The following is a 17,222-nucleotide window of genomic DNA, read 5'->3' on the forward strand; positions in this document are numbered from 1 at the left end:
GTCCCGGTCGACATCACCCCCGACGAGTGGAGTCGTTACGAGACCGTGATCGCCACCTCGTGGGTCGTCCCATCGCCGTTATTCGCCGTCGCCGTTAGTCTGACGGTGTACGACCCTGCGGAGTCGTATCGGTGGGCGTTCCACCAACCCGTCGCCGTCGTCCCGTCGCCGAACTCCCACTCGAGGTCCGTGATCCACCGACCGGAACCGGACGTGTCGCGTACGCTGAACGCGATTCGTTGGTCGACGTTCGCCGACGTGGTGCTCGGATTCATCTTCGCGATCAGGTCGCCGGACGAGCCACCATCGTCCCCGCTGCCGTCGTCACCGCTGCCGTCGTCGCCGCTGCCGCCGTCACCGCTGCCGTCGTCGCCGCTGCCGCCGTCACCGCTGCCGTCGTCGCCGCCACCGCTCGAACCGCCGCCCGGCAGGTCGGCGTTTCGATGTTCGTATAGGAACTCCTGCCACCACTGCCCGGGGCGGGCCTCGTACTCCCAGATTTCCCAGGTGCTGTCTTTGCTGGTGCTATGTTTGAAGAAGGCGGGTTCGAAGGTGTGATCGAAACACCAGGCGATCGGGTGGACCGGGTAGTTCTCGATGAAGTCCTCGAACTCCGGTGCGTACTCGGAGGCCGTCCCCTCGAGGAAGGCGAAGTCGTCCTTGCCGCCGCCTTCGGCCCAGCCGAACTCGCTGAAAAACACCGGGACCTGTTCGGCGGGTTCGCCGAAGTACGTCGATAGCGGGCGGAGCGTATCGTGGGTGTAGGCGTGACCGGTGTAACAGATGTCGTCGCCGTCGAACTCGTTGTGCGGGGCCCAGTAGGTGTACTGGCTCCACCGGGGCGAGCCGATGGTGAGGAGGTTATCCGCGTGCTCCCGGACGGTGTCGATCCACGGCTGGGCCCGATCGACCCACATGTCCCAGTACTGTTTGCTTTCCTGTTCGACGACGTCGACGTCATCGCCGCCCTCGCCGTTTCCGCTCTGAGGCATCGCCGTCGGCGATCCCCAGTCTCCCGCGTACGGGCCGGTCGGCTCGTTATACACGTCGTAGATGACGTGCGAGCGGTCGCTGTATCGCGGCGCGACGAAGTTCCAGTACATCTCGAGCTCCTGGTCGAGTTCGGCGGCGTACTCCTCGGTGTAGCCGTCGATCTCGGACGCTTGCTCCTCGGAGTTCCAGAGGACGCCGCGTTCGCCACAGAAACCGAGGTCGTTCGGGAAGCTCTCCGTTCCACACTGGTACTCGCCGAGGTCGGACTCGTTTTGTGGCTGGTGGAAGACCGGGAAGTGCCGGTGGTAATCGATCATCACGTAGACGCCGGCTTCCTCGGCCGCGTCCACCAGCGGGTCCATGTAGTTCGAGAAGTACGCCTCCATGTCCGATTCGTCGATTTGCCCGGGGAGCAGCGGCCCCCAGTCGTCGCCGTGGGCGGGGGAGAGGTTATTGTTCACGCCGCTGATGTCCTGTGGTTGTGTCGGCACTCGGATGATCCGGTTGTACCAGCCGCCGTCGTTCGATTCGCTCGTGTCCGTCGCCTTCTCGAAAACGTCCGACCAGTCTTTCTTCCGCCAGCGCCGCGCCAGTCGAGCCGGATCGGCGATGTTCACCCCGCGAAGAATGACCTTGTTGTCGGACTCGTCGCGGATGAGATTGCCGTCGCGGTGGAGCCACGGTGTGTCGATGCCAACCGCCGCGACCGAACCGACGATGCTTTCGGCCAGTCCGGCGGTGAGCGCGGTCGTCCCGACCGCCCGCATCACGTTCCGGCGTGAGATGGTTCCAGGACCGCCGCTGCCGTCCGAAGTCGGTCCGTCCGCATGGGTCGTTGGTTCGTCTGTTCCGTCTGCGTTGTACGTTCGTCGTGCCATTGGTAGGTACTCTCTATTGGTCGTGATCGTTCGAGTCGCACTGTGCCTCGTTTCCACGCGTCCGTCCTGACACTCGCGCCGGGCCCCGGGCAGGTCAGCGATCGCTGAAACCAGGGGTGCGCTTTAGCCTGTAGATTACTACACCTGGTGGTGATGTCGCGGGGACGGTGCCATCGTAAACGCGGTGTGCGCACCAGCGGGGCAGGGCAGCGGCGAGTCAGAAGCGTGGCTCTAGGACACGGTAATCGTCATCTCGTAGGTCGTCTGGTCGCCGTTGTTTGCGGTCGTCGTCAGCGCCACGGTGTAGGTGCCCGGCGACTTGTACTGGTGGGCGTTCCACCAACCCGTCGCCGTCGTGCCGTCACCCAACTCCCACTCGAGATCGGTAATCCACCGGCCGACACCGGACGTGTCTTGCACGTGGAAGGTGATCCGCTCGTCTACGCTGGCGGACGTCGTACTCGGCTGAAACTTCGCGATTGGGTCGCCGGACGGCGCGTCCTCACTGCCGTCACCGCCATCACTGCCGTCACCGTCGTCACTGCCATCACCGTCGTCACTGCCATCACCGCCGTCACTGCCCTCACCGCCATCACTGCCGTCACCGCCGTCACTGCCGCCGGTCGTCGCCGTCGTCGTCGCGGCGCTCGATTCGTTGCCGGCACCATCGACTGCCGAGACCCCGATCGTGTAGCTCGTGTCCGCCGAGAGGTCGGTGATGGTCGCGCTCGTTACGTCCGCTGCGACCTGCTGCTCGACCGAGCCGTCGACGGAGACGTTGTAATGATCGAGACCGCTGCCACCGGCGTCGGTGGCGGCGTTCCAGGAGACGTCGATCGACGATTCGGTCGTCCCGTCGACCGAGAGCGACGTCGGTGCGGTCGGCGCGGTCGCATCGCCGTCGCCACCGCCACCTCCCTCGCCCGGAACGTTGTCGTCGCGCAGGTCCGAGAGCGTCGCCTTGATGAACCCGCCCATGTTCTCGCCGGTGAGGGTCGTCCACTCGCAGGGCCTGTCGGAACACAGTTCCGGTACCGGTTCCGCGTAGGGATTGCCGATCGAGTCCTGCGTGTCGTTGTCCGTAAACGCCCGATCGAACATCGCCGGCAGCCAGATCGGGTCGGCACACCAGGCCGTCCAGTGGATGGCGTCGCTTTGCTCCATCCAGTCCATAAACGGCTGGCCGTAGTCCGACGTCGTTCCCCGGAGGTAGCGGCTCCGAATGTCGCTTTGCCAGCCGAACTCTGTGACGAACATCGGGTACTCTTCGTAGACGTTGGCGACTCCGCCGCCGTTCATCGACGCGTCGTCCCAGGCCTGATCGCGGCTGACGTTGTGGCCCGGATAGATGTGATAGGTATACATGAGATTCGAGCCCTCGAAAGGCTCGACGAGCGCTCCCTCCGGACTCTGGGACCAGCTGGGCGAGCCGACCAGAACGAGATTCTCCGGCGCGTGCGATCGGATGACGTCTACCCAGGGCTGGGCGGTTTCCTTCCAGTCCCGCCAGGTGTCCGCCCAGTGGTCTTTGGCGCTCGGATCGCCCCAGATACCCGGTTCCTGTGGCTCGTTGTACAGCTCGTAGAGGACGTGGGACTGATCGGCATAGCGTGGGGCAACCACGTCCCAGAACAGCCGAATTTCGTCGTCGAGATCCGGGTCTGTCCACTTGATGTCCCGGTGACGGTGATAGTCGATGATGCAGTAGACGCCGCGCTGGCGACAGTGCTCGACGACCGGATCGAGGTGGTCGGTCAGATAGGTCTCGAGTTGCGATTCCGTAAACGCGACCGGGGGCGGGCCCTGGCCGGGTTCGTGCTCGCCGATGTCGACCGGCTGGACTGGGAGTCGGACGACGCGTGCGTGCCAGCCCTGGTTCGCGTCGGTAACCATGTCGACGACCTGTGTGGCGGTTTTTCCGCGAGCCGGCGCGGTGACGTTGATCCGTTTCGGATCGGCGATATTGACGCCTCGGAGCGTGACCGTGTTGCCGTCCGGATCTTTCACGAGGTTGCCGTCGACGTGTAACGGCGGTGTCGAAATGCCCGACGATGCGGCGACCGTCGAACCGGTCGCGCCCGTCCCGAGTGCACCGAGGGCACCTGCGGCGACGGACGTTCGCATGAACGAACGTCTCGACGTGTCGAGATCGGTAGCGTGTTCAGTAAGACGATGCGTATCGGTCTGATCTTCGTCGCGTGAATCTGTCATCGTTGGTTATTTTTTCAGTATCGTGTCGTCACGGTGCGTTCGTGAGTATGACTGCGGAGCAGAGACGCCAGAGCTGTTCGGACCGTCGACGCTCTCGGGTCGCTGACCCGGTCGCTCGTCGTGGTCGGTTGAGTATCGGACGCGATCCGAACCCGATGAAGGACTCAGCCAGCCGGTTGCTTCCTCTCGCGATTCAACGCGTTCGAATCCGACAGTCGTCGTGCGATCGGGTCGAATCATTATATTTCGTTCTTTCACGTGTCGGGTAGGCGCCGCCCGGAGTCGACTTTCCGGCGTGGTCGATCGCTGGAATCCACCGTTGCTCGAGACGCGAGGGTGGACCGCATTCGCGGTTCGTGAGCGAACCGCCGACGACGCCGGGTCATAGCTGCACCACACTGCAATCTATCTTTAATAATGATCGGATATTAGATTTACCCGTCATATTCCGTCCTATTATATGCACATGTCGGAACGTGAGCCTACCCGAGAGACTGGAAGAGTTGTTCTTCGAGGAGTCGGTGCTGTGCGCGGCGCAATCGCGCGGATACTGACGAACACGAAATACCGAGTTCCTCGGCGATGTCGGCCTGTGTGACGCGTTCGGACTCGTCGAAGTATCCCATCTCGTAGGCCGTCGACAGTGCTTCGAACTGAGCGTCCGTCAACTGGTCCCGTGGCTCGTTCGTTTCGGTTGCCTGACGTAATCGTAACACGGTCACGTCGATGTCGTTCGAGCGGAAGTACTCCCAGACATCGCGGAGGTACTCTCGACCCGACACGCGTGACGTGAACTGGAGACAGTCGGGACGAATGCGAGCGTCTATAATTGTCCCTTGCTTGCACAGGTCGTCAGGCGGTTCGTCGAGTGTCAGGTCCATCACGACCCAGAACAGGCCCCTGTCGTCGAGTTCGTTGATGACACCGACGTCGACCACGTTCGGAACGTCGGTGAAGGCAGCAGTGATTCGGCTCGCATCATCGCCAGTGGCCCAGACGTACCAGATTATTTCGCCCCCGTCCAGATGCCAGTTCTGGATCTCGAGCGTCGATTCAGGGACCACTGCCGCCGCCTGCGGGAGCGTGATCGGCGGCCCGTTGATCTGGTATTCGACGACGAGGCTCATCGTCGTCGACCCCGTTCCATCCAGGCCGTCACCGATGACGGACAGCATGGTGTCAGTTCGGTGGACCGAGGGGGGGCAGCGGGTTGTCGTCCGTTCACGTGAGGGTTCTGGACATCACATGCATTGATACCTTGGGGCGCTGGCAGCGTCATTTCACGGCTGCCGACGACGCTGGCTGGGACTATCGTGGTCCGGACGCGGACCGATCCGGCTGCGGTAGCGAAGTTGCTTCCGGGTCGTGAGCGCCATCTGGTAACCACAGACCGGGTCTCGTGGTGTGGCGCTGGCAGCCCTGCCGGTGCACCCAGCGTGTCGAATTCTCTGGCGAGTTCCGGCGTCATAGTCGGTACGGTCTATTTCTCTCCATTCCGCTGATCGGTCTCATGAGACGGTAATCGTCACCTCGTGAACCGTCTCGTCGCCCGTGTTTGTGGTCGTCGTCAGCGCCACGGTGTACGCGCCCGCCGAGTCATACCGGTGTGCGTTCCACCAGCCCGTGGCCGTCGTGCCGTCACCGAACTCCCACTCGAGGTCGGTGATCCACCGCCCTGTGCCGGACGTATCGGTCACGCTGAACGTGATCCGTTCGTCGACGCTCGCCGACGTCGTGCTCGGAGACAGCGTCGCGATCGGATCGGACGATCCGTCATCCGCTGTGGTCTCCACCGAGACGGTCGCAACGGGCGACTCGCTGCCGGAGGCATCGATCGCCGAGACGCCGAACTGGTAGCTCGTGTTCGCCGAGAGATCCGAAACCGTCGCCGCGGTCGTTCCGGCCGCGACCTGTTGATTCACGTTCCCCTCCACGTACACAGAATAGTGGTCAAGATCGCCGTCGCTCGAGTCCGACGGGGGTTCCCAGGCGAGATCGACGGTGGAACGAGTCTGGGCCGGCGAGGACACGTTCGACGGTGGCGCCGGCGGCGTGTCGTCTGACCCGCTGCCGTTCGACGGGTCGCCGGTCCCGGTGGCTTGCAGGCGGTTCTTGAACAACCGTCCGTGCGGGCTCGCGACCTCGTGGTCTCGGTTCAGCATAGCCGGCGACCAGGTGTGATCGAAACACCAGACCTGCCAGTGGATGTCGTAGGTGTCGAAGAGATCGAGGAACTGCTGTCCTTCGACGTCGGTGGTACCCGTAAGGTAGGGCGGGCCTTCCTCGCCGTACCCGAACTCGCTCAGGAACACCGGGACCTCCTCGGACGGCTCGCCGAAGTGCGTCGACAACGGGCGGAGGTTCTCGTGGGCATAAACGTGACCCGCGTACGCGAGGTTGTCGCCCTGGAATTCGTGTTTGGGTGCCCAGTAGGTGAACTGGCTCCACCGCGGCGACCCGATGACGACGAGGTTCCGTGACGCGTGAGACCGAATCAGGTCAACCCATGGTTGGGCAGTCTCGCGCCAGTAGAGATAGTTCTCCTCGGCACGCGGGTCAGTGACGCCGACCTCGTCCGTCGGGTCACCAGCACCGGGATACGGCGTCGTCGGTTCGTTGTACAGTTCGTAGATGACGTGCGAACGGTCGCTGTACCGCGGCGCAACGTGGTTCCAGAACGTCCGGATCTCCTCGTCGAGTTCCGGGGAATCCCAGTCCGGCCCTTCGGGATAATGTCGATGGTAATCCAGCATGATGTAGGCGCCGACGTCTTCGGCCGTCTGGACTGCCGGGTCGACGTACGTCTCCAGATACGTCTCCAGTTGGCTCTCGGTGAATCCTGGCGTCGGTGCGGCCGTCCCAGGGCCGTGATCACCGATATCCTGCGGCTGCATCGGTAGTCGGATGATACGCGCGTTCCAGCCCTGACTCGAGTCGGTCGCCAGTTCGATCAGCGGCTCGATGTCCATTCGCCACTCCGCGGCGGCCCGCTTCGGATCGACGACGTTGACGCCCCGCAAGTGTACCTCATTCCCAGTGGCGTCCCTGATGCGGTTGCCCTCACGGTGCAACCACGGCGTTTCGGTGGTAGTCGTGGCCGCCTCGCCGACCGAAACGGCTTGCAATCCGCTTGCCAGCGCGACCGACCCGACGGTCGACTTCACGAATACGCGCCGAGACGCGTGTCCATCTCGTCCGTCGCCGCCCCGGCTCTCCGTACTCTGGCGCTTCTCGGTATTGCTGCCTGTTCCCCTCTCGACCGTCCGCTCGATATTCTGTGGGTAGTCTGTCATTCGTGTCAGTTTCGTGTCTGATAATTTGCCCCCGGTCTCCCTCAGCAGTCGAGTGTCGGTTCCGCTCGGCGGGTATCGACTACGGAGGCCGAACGGGTGCGGTAGTCCGTTTCGCGACGGGTGGACCCCTTACGATACCGTGATCGTTACCTCGTACATCGTCTGGTCGCCGTTGTTCGCCGTGGTCAGCAACTCGACGGTGTACGTCCCGGGCGCATCGTATCGATGGGCGTTCCACCAGCCCGTGGCCGTCGTACCGTCACCGAAATCCCACTCGAGATCGGTGATCCATCGGCCGACGCCGGACGTGTCCTGGACGTGGAACGTGATCCGCTCGTCGACGCTCGCCGACGTCGTGCTCGGAGACAGCGTCGCGATCGGATCGGACGATCCGCCGTCGGTACCGTCATTGCCCCCAGATCCGTTATTGCCACCGGTACCGTCATCCCCTCCAGATCCGTCATCACTACCGGTGCCGTCATCCCCTCCAGATCCGTCATCACTACCGGTGCCGTCGCCGCTGTCGGATCCGTTATCGCCATCGTCTCCGCTATCGCCACCGGTGCCGTCGTCGCTATCACCGCCGCTCCCGCTATTGCCGCTGCCACCGCCGCTCCCGCTCGAGTAGGTGGTGCCGTTGATGGTGACGTCGAACTGGTGGAACGTGACGTCGCCCTGACTGCCTTGCCAGTATTCGTTCCCGAGTTCGATCCCGGAGATCCACTTCTGGCCGCCGACGCCGTGTCGCTCGCTCATGAAATCGATGACCGGTTTGAGGTCGACACGGCCCGATGTGAGGCCGCCCTGGACCCGGAAGATGTGGAAGTCGGCGCTCGTGCCGCCGCCGCCACCGTAGTGGACCCAGTAGTCGATGGTGTTGCCGAATTTGTCGGTCCAGACGCTCTCTTCTTTCGTACCGCCGTGACTGTGGCCGCCGCCCCAGTCGAGGACCAGCATGATCTCGTGGGTGTGTGTCTCCGACTGTTCGGAGACCGGCGCATCCATCAACCACCACTCCTCGGCGAGGTCCCACTCGCCGCCGGAGATGCTCTGATCGATGTCGACCTCGAGCTCTAATTGGTCGACGTCCCCTCGCTGGATCGGGAAGTCCCGTACCCCGGTATCCGAACCCCAGGGTTTCGTCCCGAGGAGGGCTTGCGGGTAATTCGGCGGCCCGCCACTCGTCCGCGTCGACCACTCGTATCCGTAGTCGCCGTTGTCTTCCGTCCAGATACACATGTCGACGTCGGAACTCCCCCAGTCGTTGTTGACGAGTTGAAACTGCCCGCCGCCGACCGTGGTCGTTGCGAACGATTGGCAGTTCTCCTGTCGGGCGGCCACCGTCGTACTCCCGAGCAGGGCAACTGATCCGACTACGGCGGCCGATCGCAAGAACGTCCGACGGACAGTACCACCCGTCTCATCAGCCATCGCGAATTTCTGGTGTGGGGCGTCGTTGCCTGCAGTTTTGTGTCTCGCATCCTCAGTTCCATTGTTTTCGTGCTGTACAGTTTCGTTTCCGGGTTCGTTCGGACGACCGTTCGTTCGTGTCGATGTCTGCTCACTCATGATGTACTGGTATGCTTTCGTCGTTCGTCTGCTGCTACCAACACCCACTATGGATGCTATCATACGTTTGATTCACAAACGGAATAAAGATTTTTACTAGTTCTTAACACGTATTGTGGCAGATGTGAACCCATCTCATTTGCCGGATACAGCAAGTAAAACGCGTAATAGTCGGTGACGCGTCGATCCAGATACGATGGTGGAAACACCCGCACGCGAGATCGGATTGGATCGGCCGGGGACCTCCAGTCTTCGTGCTGCGTTTTTCAGCGTTTGGTTCGTCGACCTCGTCGCGACGATTCTGTTCTTCGTCGTCCCATACGCGACCGAACTGAATCCGATTACGGTCTTTCTGTACGACCTCCTCGGGCTAACTGGCGTCGTTTTCGCTGCACTCATCTACGCTGGCATCGTCGTCGGTATCAGTTCCCTCCTTTCGAGGCCGTTCGACGTCGTCTTCGTCACGTCCGTCGTTATCCTGTATGCCCTCTTTGCGAGCAGCAACGTCGTTTTGTTGATCTCCCGCGAACCACTGCTGTCGCCATTCATGCCGTAATCAAACTGGTTACACGAGGTGATCGATCATTGATCCCAGCCCGAACGGTCAGTATATTTTATTGTCGACCAGTGGCCATGAGTTGGTATGCAACGTCATATCGTCCCGCGAGTAGGAGGGCGAACATGAGTGTCCGCGAGGAGTTCTGGAGCATCGTGTGTGCGCATTCCTCGTCTTTCTATCTCATGTTCGTCTTCGTCACCGTGATGGCTGTCCTGAACGCAGCGGCAGTGGGACTCGGCGAACAGTCAGCGGGAACGATCGTCGTCTCGTTGCTCGTGTTCGTAATTCTCGGGCTGACCGGGTTCGGAATCGCCATCGTGTTATGGGTGTGCAAACGGCGATAGCGTGTGCGTCCTCCGTGTTCGTTCCTACCGACGCGGTTCTTCCATCGACTCGTTACCTCTCATTATCCCTCTTCGGTCGCGTATCGTCTTCACAAACGAACCTCGAAAAAGGCCGCAACTACCTAATATTTAGGCGATGCGGCCCATAGTAAAGTTCTTCTATCTGTAGCTGATTATCGCTACGTATGTCTACGCAGGTCCCGGACGACGAGGAACTCCTCGAGACTGCACGGAACGATCCCGAAAACGTCGACCTCGACGCCGTTGTCGCGCTGTTCGATGCCGAACGTGGACAGGTTCGAAACATCGCGTTGCGATGCGTGCTCTTCGTCGCAGTCGACGATCCCAGTCGCGTCGCGGAAATTAGCGAGCACGTCATCGAGCGCCTGGACGACGACTTCCCCGTCGCGGGGAGCACGGCTGCTGCAGTCCTTGCAAGTATCGCGGACGACCATCCAGACGCTGTTCGACCGGGACTTCCAGCGCTGGTTGGAAAACTCGACGAGCACCCTCCACAGACGGGGTACAGAGCGGCCCGAGCACTGTCTCCGTTTCTCGAGGAGGATCCGCGCGGATTCGTTCCGGAAGCGGACGCGCTTCTCGACGTATTGATCGATCCACCGGAAGTATGGGCTCCGAATTCGGCGGCGCTGCAGGACTTCCCTCCAGATCAGCGGCTATCGATCACGAATACGCTAACGTCGCGTCGGAACGAGATCGTCAAAGAACGGGCTCGCAACAGCGGAATTCGGGAACTTGCAGCTCATGCGCTCGTCGAGGTCACGGCCAGAGAACCCGACGCGGTCGCCGACCGACTACACGAACTCTCGCCTGCCCTCTCGAACGATCCGCCCATCGCCCGCGCGGCGACCATCGACGCGATCGCGAACGTAGCCGAAGTCGATCCGACGGCTGCAACGCCCCTGACCGACGCGCTGATCGCCCGTCTCGACGACGACGCCGAGTTCGTCCGTGCACACGCCGTCCGAGCACTCGGGTTTGCGGAAGCCGTCGATGCGGTCGACCCACTCCGCGAACTGGCAGACGATGCCACCGGCGATCTCGAGGAATTAGCTGCCGATACTGCCGACTGGATCGCCGAGTCACACTGAGTGTCATCGTATTCGATGATCCGCTTTCCGTCTGGACCGTTCAGCAGTGAGCGGTCCCACCAGAGATCGTCAGCCCCTGTAATAATTGCTGAAAAATCTCTTCACACAATACTTGTGAAAAATTTTGCTAATTAAAATATGACTAAATTTATGTGTGAGCAACGTTGACTAGGGAACCGTATGGTTCGAAGCCAACGAAGTGGGGACTATAGCGATATAGTATCCCGAAGAAAATTCGTATCGCTTGCGGGTGCAACGGGTGTCGCTGCAGTCGCTGGTTGTCTCGATGGCGGCGGAGGCGGTGGTAACGACTGGTTCGATGCGACGCAGGTCAATTTCGATCCCAGTAATTACCACTGGAATCTCCTCGCCGGCTGGGAAATACCACAGGACAGATTCGGCATGTTCGCCCAGTGGACGCAGTACCTGATCAAGGAAGATACGTTCCATTCGCACCTGATCAAAGAGTGGACCCACGAGAACGGGAAGATGATCCTCACGCTCTCGGAGGAGTTTACGTGGGGCAGCGGTGACAACGTAACCGCGGACGATCTCGTCTTCCAGCTCGATATCTTCAAGGCGGCCGATAAGGCGATATGGCAGTTCATCGAGGGTGCGGAGGCGACCGGCGAGTACGAACTGACCATTTCGTATCCGGAGGGAACGAACAAGGACATCATTGAATATGCATTACTCGGTACGCAAGCCGCTTATTCTCCCGAGAATTGGGAGGGGATGAACTGGGAGGAAGACCCGGCTGGCGTCGAGATTCTAGACCCCGATCCGTCGGGACCGATCGGACTGACGGATCACACTGATAATTACGCTCAGACTGAGCCCCGAGACGGTCTCGATGACCACGCCGATCATCACCTGGCTGACCACTACAACTGGGAAGGCTACCGGGTCAAACACCGCGATGGCAACAACAAGGCCCATCAATCGTTCATCAACGGCGACACTGACGGTCAGCATAGCCTGTTTGTCGATCCAGACGTCCTGCAGCAGTTCCCGGAAGAAATTCACGAGTTCCGGATTCCCGGCGGTTTCGGAATGGCCATCTGGTTCGATCACGAGACAGAGCCCTGGAATCAGCGAGAGGTCCGCCAGGCGCTCTATTACTCGATAAACCGCGAGTCTGTCATCACCTCCGTCGGTGAGAGTACGAAGATCAGCCACCATCCAGCGCCGACCGGATTGACGTGGGAGACTGTCGACGAGTGGTTCGATTCCAAGGAACCGGACGGATTTACCGTCTACGAACGCGACGTCGACAAAGCGGAAGAATTACTCTCCGAAGCGGGCTACGACATGGGCGAAATCACGGTCGAACTGACCTATCCACAGAGTTGGTCCGATTGGGCGACGGCAGCCCAGACCATCGTCGACCACCTCAACGATGCCGGCTGGGATGCGTCCGGTGATCCCAGAAAGGAGGGTCCAGGGGGGTATCTGGAATCGACCGATGTCTACGTCGCCAGGCACACGGATGGCGGGAAACCGCGCATGAACCATCCGTATTTCTCGCTGGATTTCATCCTCAGAAATCGAACGTTCAATACCGAGAAGCACTTCGCAAATTACCCTACCACGGTCGAACTCGATGGGGAGACGATCGACATCGAAGCCGAATTGCAGGCGTTTGCAACTGCCAACGACGAAGCGACAGAGAAAGAAATCGTCGAACGCCTGGCTCGCGTCGTCAACGAAGACGTGCCCTGTATCTACGTCACGGAGAAATACGAACAATCGTTCATTCACGGAGGCCCCTTCGAAATCGACGCAGAATCCCCACACTGCTACTCCTACTGGCCGCTGTGGTGGCTCCCCAAGGTCGATGAGAGCCTCGACGGCTACGACACGCCCGGTCTGATGAAGAAAACGGACTGATCCATTCACACGTTTTTATGAACTGGTACATCAAACGAACAGGACAGGCATTGTTTACGATCTGGTCGGTCATTACGATCGCGTTCGTTCTCGCGTGGAACATTCCGGGTTCCATCGTCGAGAAGATGATCGCTCGGATGGCACAATCAGGCGGTGGTGGAAGCCGAGAGGTCATCCGTGAATCGATCGAGAGCCGCCTCATGTTCGATCCGAATGCGTCGATCTTCGAGGCGTACGTAACGTACATGACGGAATTAGCCCAGGGTAATCTCGGGTATTCCATCGTAGCGAGCAAAAACGTCAGCGCAGAAATCGCCGATACGCTCCCGTGGACGCTGCTCGTGATGTCGCTCGCGACTCTCGGGATGTTCGCCATCTCCCTGTCGCTGGGCGCGATCATGGCCTATCGAGAAGGATCCCGATTCGACCTCGCTAACACCATCGTCGGGACCGTCACGACCTCGATACCCTACTTCGTCGCCGCGCTCTTGCTAATCCTCTGGGTCGGCCACAGCGACGCCCCGATCCTCGAACTATTCCCGGAGGCCGGACGGCGACCTGCAAAGTACCAAATCGAACCCGGCCTCACCCTCGCGTACGCGTGGGGTGTGCTCAGACACGCGACGCTTCCCGCATTGTCGTATATCATTACCGGGTACGGCTTGCTCGCGCTTTCGATGCGCGGCAACAGCATCCAGACACTCGGCGAGGACTACGTCCGCGTTGCCGAACTTCGCGGCCTCCCATCCCGGCGGATCGCACTCCGATACGTCGGTCGGAACGCCGTTCTCCCGCTGTACACAAGCCTGCTGCTCGCGGTTGGCTCCATGCTGGGAGCGTCCGTCGTGCTCGAACAGATTTTCCAGTACAAAGGCATCGGATATCGGATGTTTCAGGCGATAAACAATAGTGACATCACGCTCATGATGGGAACGTTCATCGTCATCTCGGTATGCATGGTGATCTCGACGTTCATCGCAGACGTGACCTACAGCTTCCTGGATCCGCGGATCAAATCGGGTGATCAAGGTGAAGCCTACTGACGACGACGTACGGACCGATGGCGGAATGTTCGGTGAATCGGCGGTAACGAACGTGACGCGCCGTCAGCAAGCCCGGGAGGTCGTCGACGAATCGATCGTCGCCCCGTTCAAAATCGCCTGGTCGGACTGGCGGACGAAGGTCGCCCTGATTATTATCACGACCTTCGTCATCACGGCCGTGATCGTCTGGCTCCACCAGATTGGTATCACCATCCTGAACGACGCACTCAACCTGGTCGGGTCGCCGTGGACGCTCGAGACACCGCGGAGTCCGACGGTCCTTACGCCAGAAATGACGGGCGTTCGTCCGTTCGAGAACTGGGAAACGCCGCTCGGAACGTTCGACAACGGCGTCGACGTTCTATCGGCGCTGCTCTGGGCGACGCCGGGAATGCTGCAGATGATCATCGCCGGCGGAGTCTTCTCGACGGCTATGGCAACACTCGTCGGGACCGTCTCCGGGTATAAAGGCGGGACTGTCGAAACGGTGCTCAACACCATCGTCGACGTGGCAGTTGCTATCCCCGGTCTGCCGCTGGTTGTCGTGCTCATGGCGATTTTTCAGCCGTCCTCTCCCTACGTGATCGGGATATTCATCACGATCAACGTCTGGGCCGGGCTCGCGCGGACGATCCATTCGCAGGTGCTCTCACTCCGCGAGAAATCCTACGTCGAGGCATCACGCACGATGGGTATTTCCACCCCGCAGATTATCCGGAAGGATATTCTGCCGAACCTGATGCCGTATATCACGGTCAACTTCGTCTATGCCGCACGCCGGGTCGTCTACGACAGCATCGCGCTGTACTACCTGGGGCTGTTGGGCGGCGCTACGGCGGAAAACTGGGGCGTGATGCTCGACTGGGCGTACAACGAAAACAATGCGATGACCGTTCCGGGGAAAGAGTTCATGCTCATCTTGCCAATGATTCCGATCATCGCGTTGTCGTTGGCACTGATCTTGCTCTCACAGGGGACTGACAAGCTGTTCAACCCCCGGGTCCGCACCCGTCACGAAGGCAAGACGGTTCAAGACGACGACGCTGATCCCCAGGTTAATCCTCCGATGTAATAGCTATGACTGAGCAAGACACACCACTGACGCAGACGGCGACGCACAGCTCACAAACCACGTCCGATACCGTCCTCGAGATACGGAACGCCGAGGTCACATTCGGGATGGACCGCGGCGTCTCCCGCGTTCTGGACACCGTCGACCTCGACGTCCAGCGCGGTGAGATCATCGGAGTCGTTGGCGAGAGTGGAAGCGGCAAGTCGATGCTCGCTTCGTCGATTCTCGACGCGGTGGTCGATCCGGGTGTGCTCTCCGGAGAGATCACGTACTACCCAGACGACGGAGCGCCCGTCGACGTCCTCGGTCTCTCGGAACGGGAGCTGAAGTCCCTTCGATGGGAGGATATCTCCATGGTCTTCCAGGGTGCGATGAGCTCGTTCAATCCGACCATGAAGGTCGGCAAACACTTCGAGGAAACCCTCGTTGCCCACGACTACGACGTCGATACAGGGATGGAGCGCGCCCGCGAACTGCTCTCGGACCTGTACCTCGAGCCTGAGCGCGTTCTCGGTTCGTATCCGCACGAACTCAGCGGCGGCATGCAACAGCGGGCATTGATCGCCCTGTCGTTGATCCTCGAACCCGAGGTACTCGTCATGGACGAGCCGACGGCGGCACTCGACTTGCTGATGCAGCGCTCGATACTCTCGTTGCTGGAGAACCTGCAGGAAAAATACGATCTGACGATGGTGTTCATCACACACGACCTGCCGCTGGTCGCCGAACTGGCCGATCGCATCGCCGTGATGTACGCTTTCGAACTGATCGAGATCGGCCAGACTGAGGAAATCCTTCGCCACGCAGCACACCCGTACACGCGATCGCTCCTGAACGCGACGCCGAACCTCGACGCACCGCTCGAGGAGATGCAACCGATCGAAGGCTCCGCACCCGATCCGGTGAACGTCCCGGAGGGGTGTTCGTACAACCCGCGGTGTCCGATCGCCGACGAGACCTGCGTCGCCGACGATCCGGATTTCCAGTCGGCCAGTCCGGACCACGAGGTTGCGTGTTTTCACTGGGAGGACGCGGCCGAGGCGGTCCCTTTCACCAGCGAGGAGCAACACGCGGAACCGAAAGCATCGACCGCGGAGGAGAACCGATGACGGGGGAGCCACTCATCTCGCTCGACGGCGTCGAAGTTCACTTCGAGGAATCGCAGGGTCTATTGGAGTTCGGTGATCCGGACGTCGTCAAAGCCGTTGACGGCGTTTCGCTCGATATCGAAGAAAACGACGTCGTCGCACTCGTCGGAGAGTCCGGGTGCGGAAAGACGACCCTCGGGAAGACGACGATCGGGCTCCAGCGACCGACCGGCGGAAGCGTCCGGTATCGGGGCCAGGACATCTGGGACGCGAAAGACGGGAATGGGGACGTTGCGATCCCCTACGACGAGATTCGCCGTTCCCTCCAGATCATCCATCAGGACCCGGGGAGCGCACTCAACCCTAATCGTCGGGTGATGAAAATCCTCGAGGACCCGTTGAAGCGATGGCAGTCCGGAATGAGCACGGGCGATCGACGCCGAGAGATCCTGTCGATGTTAGAACGGGTTGGAATGACACCGCCAGCCGACTATGCCGGTCGATATCCCCACCAGCTCTCCGGTGGTGAGCAACAACGCGTCGCGCTCGTCCGCGCGCTGTTGATGGATCCCGATATGATCTTGGCGGACGAAGCTATCTCGGCACTGGACGTTTCACTGCGCGTCGAGATGATGGATCTGTTGCTTGAACTGCAGGATCAGTTCGACACGTCGTTCGTGTTCGTCTCTCACGACCTCTCGAACGCGCGATACCTGGCATCTCACGCCGGCGGACGGATCGGCGTGATGTACCTCGGACAACTGGTCGAGATCGGTCCGGCCGAGGAGATCGTCACCGACCCAAAACATCCCTACACGAAGGTGCTTCGGTGGGCGACGCCGGACCTCCATACCGGGACGGACGCGGCGGAGCCACCGGTTCGAACGATCGATATCCCCGATCCGCAGAATCCTCCACGCGGCTGTCGATTCCACACCAGGTGTCCCGACGCGCGCGAAGCATGTCGGCGGGCTCACCCCGACTCCGTCGGCGCGGGCACCGACCACGAGGTCGCGTGCTTCCGCGAGGTCGACGACCACGAGTATTGGTCGTCGACGCCGCTCACCGAGACCGATGACTCGGCCGACGGTACGGCCCCGGCGCAGTCGCCAACCACGGATTGACGCACCCCGCCGTCTTCAGTGGATCCTCCGCCTGAAAAAAGGCAAC

The 17,222-nt window shown here is 60.8% G+C and carries 13 protein-coding genes; 8 read left to right on the forward strand and 5 right to left on the reverse strand.

Going from position 1 to position 17,222, the window contains the following annotated elements; translation table 11 throughout:
- Window positions 1-35: 35 nt before the first annotated feature.
- The 5 genes from HYG82_RS36620 to HYG82_RS36640 all read right to left on the reverse strand — a co-directional run bounded on the left by HYG82_RS36620 (window position 36) and on the right by HYG82_RS36640 (window position 8,944).
- Window positions 36-1,871: a cellulase family glycosylhydrolase gene (locus HYG82_RS36620; protein WP_179262454.1), complete on the reverse strand. Its 1,836-nt coding sequence runs from the start codon at window positions 1,869-1,871 to the stop codon at window positions 36-38.
- A gap of 231 nt (window positions 1,872-2,102) precedes the next feature.
- On the reverse strand, window positions 2,103-4,082 hold the full coding sequence (locus tag HYG82_RS36625; protein ID WP_218834179.1) for a cellulase family glycosylhydrolase: 1,980 nt from the start codon (window positions 4,080-4,082) through the stop codon (window positions 2,103-2,105).
- A gap of 482 nt (window positions 4,083-4,564) precedes the next feature.
- On the reverse strand, window positions 4,565-5,257 hold the full coding sequence (locus HYG82_RS36630; protein WP_179262456.1) for a helix-turn-helix domain-containing protein: 693 nt from the start codon (window positions 5,255-5,257) through the stop codon (window positions 4,565-4,567).
- 333 nt (window positions 5,258-5,590) lie between these two features.
- Entirely contained in the window at window positions 5,591-7,375 is a 1,785-nt protein-coding gene (locus HYG82_RS36635) for a cellulase family glycosylhydrolase (protein WP_179262458.1), read from the reverse strand.
- Window positions 7,376-7,504: 129 nt separating this feature from the next.
- Window positions 7,505-8,944, reverse strand: coding sequence for a PKD domain-containing protein (locus tag HYG82_RS36640; RefSeq protein WP_235217723.1), 1,440 nt, complete (start codon window positions 8,942-8,944; stop codon window positions 7,505-7,507).
- Window positions 8,945-9,140: 196 nt separating this feature from the next.
- Between HYG82_RS36640 and HYG82_RS36645 the strand changes: the two genes are divergently transcribed.
- The 8 genes from HYG82_RS36645 to HYG82_RS36680 all read left to right on the forward strand — a co-directional run bounded on the left by HYG82_RS36645 (window position 9,141) and on the right by HYG82_RS36680 (window position 17,176).
- The gene (locus HYG82_RS36645) at window positions 9,141-9,500 is read left to right on the forward strand and encodes a hypothetical protein (RefSeq protein ID WP_179262460.1); all 360 of its coding nucleotides are present in this window, start codon (window positions 9,141-9,143) and stop codon (window positions 9,498-9,500) included.
- A 125-nt stretch (window positions 9,501-9,625) separates the two neighbouring features.
- Window positions 9,626-9,847 carry a hypothetical protein gene (locus HYG82_RS36650; RefSeq protein WP_179262462.1) on the forward strand — a complete coding sequence of 74 codons (222 nt, stop codon included), beginning with the start codon at window positions 9,626-9,628 and terminating at the stop codon, window positions 9,845-9,847.
- A 185-nt stretch (window positions 9,848-10,032) separates the two neighbouring features.
- Window positions 10,033-10,959 carry a HEAT repeat domain-containing protein gene (locus tag HYG82_RS36655; RefSeq protein ID WP_179262464.1) on the forward strand — a complete coding sequence of 309 codons (927 nt, stop codon included), beginning with the start codon at window positions 10,033-10,035 and terminating at the stop codon, window positions 10,957-10,959.
- Between the two features lie 180 nt (window positions 10,960-11,139).
- Window positions 11,140-12,849, forward strand: a complete 1,710-nt coding sequence (locus tag HYG82_RS36660; protein ID WP_179262466.1) for an ABC transporter substrate-binding protein — start codon at window positions 11,140-11,142, stop codon at window positions 12,847-12,849.
- Between the two features lie 17 nt (window positions 12,850-12,866).
- Window positions 12,867-13,892, forward strand: coding sequence for an ABC transporter permease (locus tag HYG82_RS36665; RefSeq protein WP_179262468.1), 1,026 nt, complete (start codon window positions 12,867-12,869; stop codon window positions 13,890-13,892).
- On the forward strand, window positions 13,879-14,964 hold the full coding sequence (locus HYG82_RS36670; protein ID WP_218834180.1) for an ABC transporter permease: 1,086 nt from the start codon (window positions 13,879-13,881) through the stop codon (window positions 14,962-14,964). The genes HYG82_RS36665 and HYG82_RS36670 overlap by 14 nt, the downstream gene beginning before the upstream one ends.
- Before the next feature lie 5 nt (window positions 14,965-14,969).
- A complete protein-coding gene (locus HYG82_RS36675; protein WP_179262470.1) occupies window positions 14,970-16,073 on the forward strand; it encodes an ABC transporter ATP-binding protein in 1,104 nt (367 codons plus the stop codon).
- Complete coding sequence (locus tag HYG82_RS36680) at window positions 16,070-17,176, forward strand: ABC transporter ATP-binding protein (protein ID WP_179262472.1); 1,107 nt, start codon at window positions 16,070-16,072, stop codon at window positions 17,174-17,176. The genes HYG82_RS36675 and HYG82_RS36680 overlap by 4 nt, the downstream gene beginning before the upstream one ends.
- The last annotated feature ends 46 nt before the right edge of the window (window positions 17,177-17,222 follow it).

Origin of the sequence: Natrinema halophilum (assembly GCF_013402815.2) — an archaeon.
In the GTDB taxonomy this organism is placed as follows: Archaea; Halobacteriota; Halobacteria; order Halobacteriales; family Natrialbaceae; genus Natrinema; species Natrinema halophilum.

What these genes read in the sequence shown, in the direction of transcription:
- HYG82_RS36620 (WP_179262454.1), bottom strand. Translation starts at nt 1,871, where the DNA reads ATGGCACGACGAACGTACAACGCAGACGGAACAGACGAACCAACGACC.
- HYG82_RS36625 (WP_218834179.1), bottom strand. Translation starts at nt 4,082, where the DNA reads ATGACAGATTCACGCGACGAAGATCAGACCGATACGCATCGTCTTACT.
- HYG82_RS36680 (WP_179262472.1), top strand. Translation starts at nt 16,070, where the DNA reads ATGACGGGGGAGCCACTCATCTCGCTCGACGGCGTCGAAGTTCACTTC.
- HYG82_RS36665 (WP_179262468.1), top strand. Translation starts at nt 12,867, where the DNA reads ATGAACTGGTACATCAAACGAACAGGACAGGCATTGTTTACGATCTGG.
- HYG82_RS36645 (WP_179262460.1), top strand. Translation starts at nt 9,141, where the DNA reads ATGGTGGAAACACCCGCACGCGAGATCGGATTGGATCGGCCGGGGACC.
- HYG82_RS36660 (WP_179262466.1), top strand. Translation starts at nt 11,140, where the DNA reads ATGGTTCGAAGCCAACGAAGTGGGGACTATAGCGATATAGTATCCCGA.
- HYG82_RS36630 (WP_179262456.1), bottom strand. Translation starts at nt 5,257, where the DNA reads ATGCTGTCCGTCATCGGTGACGGCCTGGATGGAACGGGGTCGACGACG.
- HYG82_RS36650 (WP_179262462.1), top strand. Translation starts at nt 9,626, where the DNA reads ATGAGTGTCCGCGAGGAGTTCTGGAGCATCGTGTGTGCGCATTCCTCG.
- HYG82_RS36640 (WP_235217723.1), bottom strand. Translation starts at nt 8,944, where the DNA reads ATGAGTGAGCAGACATCGACACGAACGAACGGTCGTCCGAACGAACCC.
- HYG82_RS36655 (WP_179262464.1), top strand. Translation starts at nt 10,033, where the DNA reads ATGTCTACGCAGGTCCCGGACGACGAGGAACTCCTCGAGACTGCACGG.
- HYG82_RS36675 (WP_179262470.1), top strand. Translation starts at nt 14,970, where the DNA reads ATGACTGAGCAAGACACACCACTGACGCAGACGGCGACGCACAGCTCA.
- HYG82_RS36635 (WP_179262458.1), bottom strand. Translation starts at nt 7,375, where the DNA reads ATGACAGACTACCCACAGAATATCGAGCGGACGGTCGAGAGGGGAACA.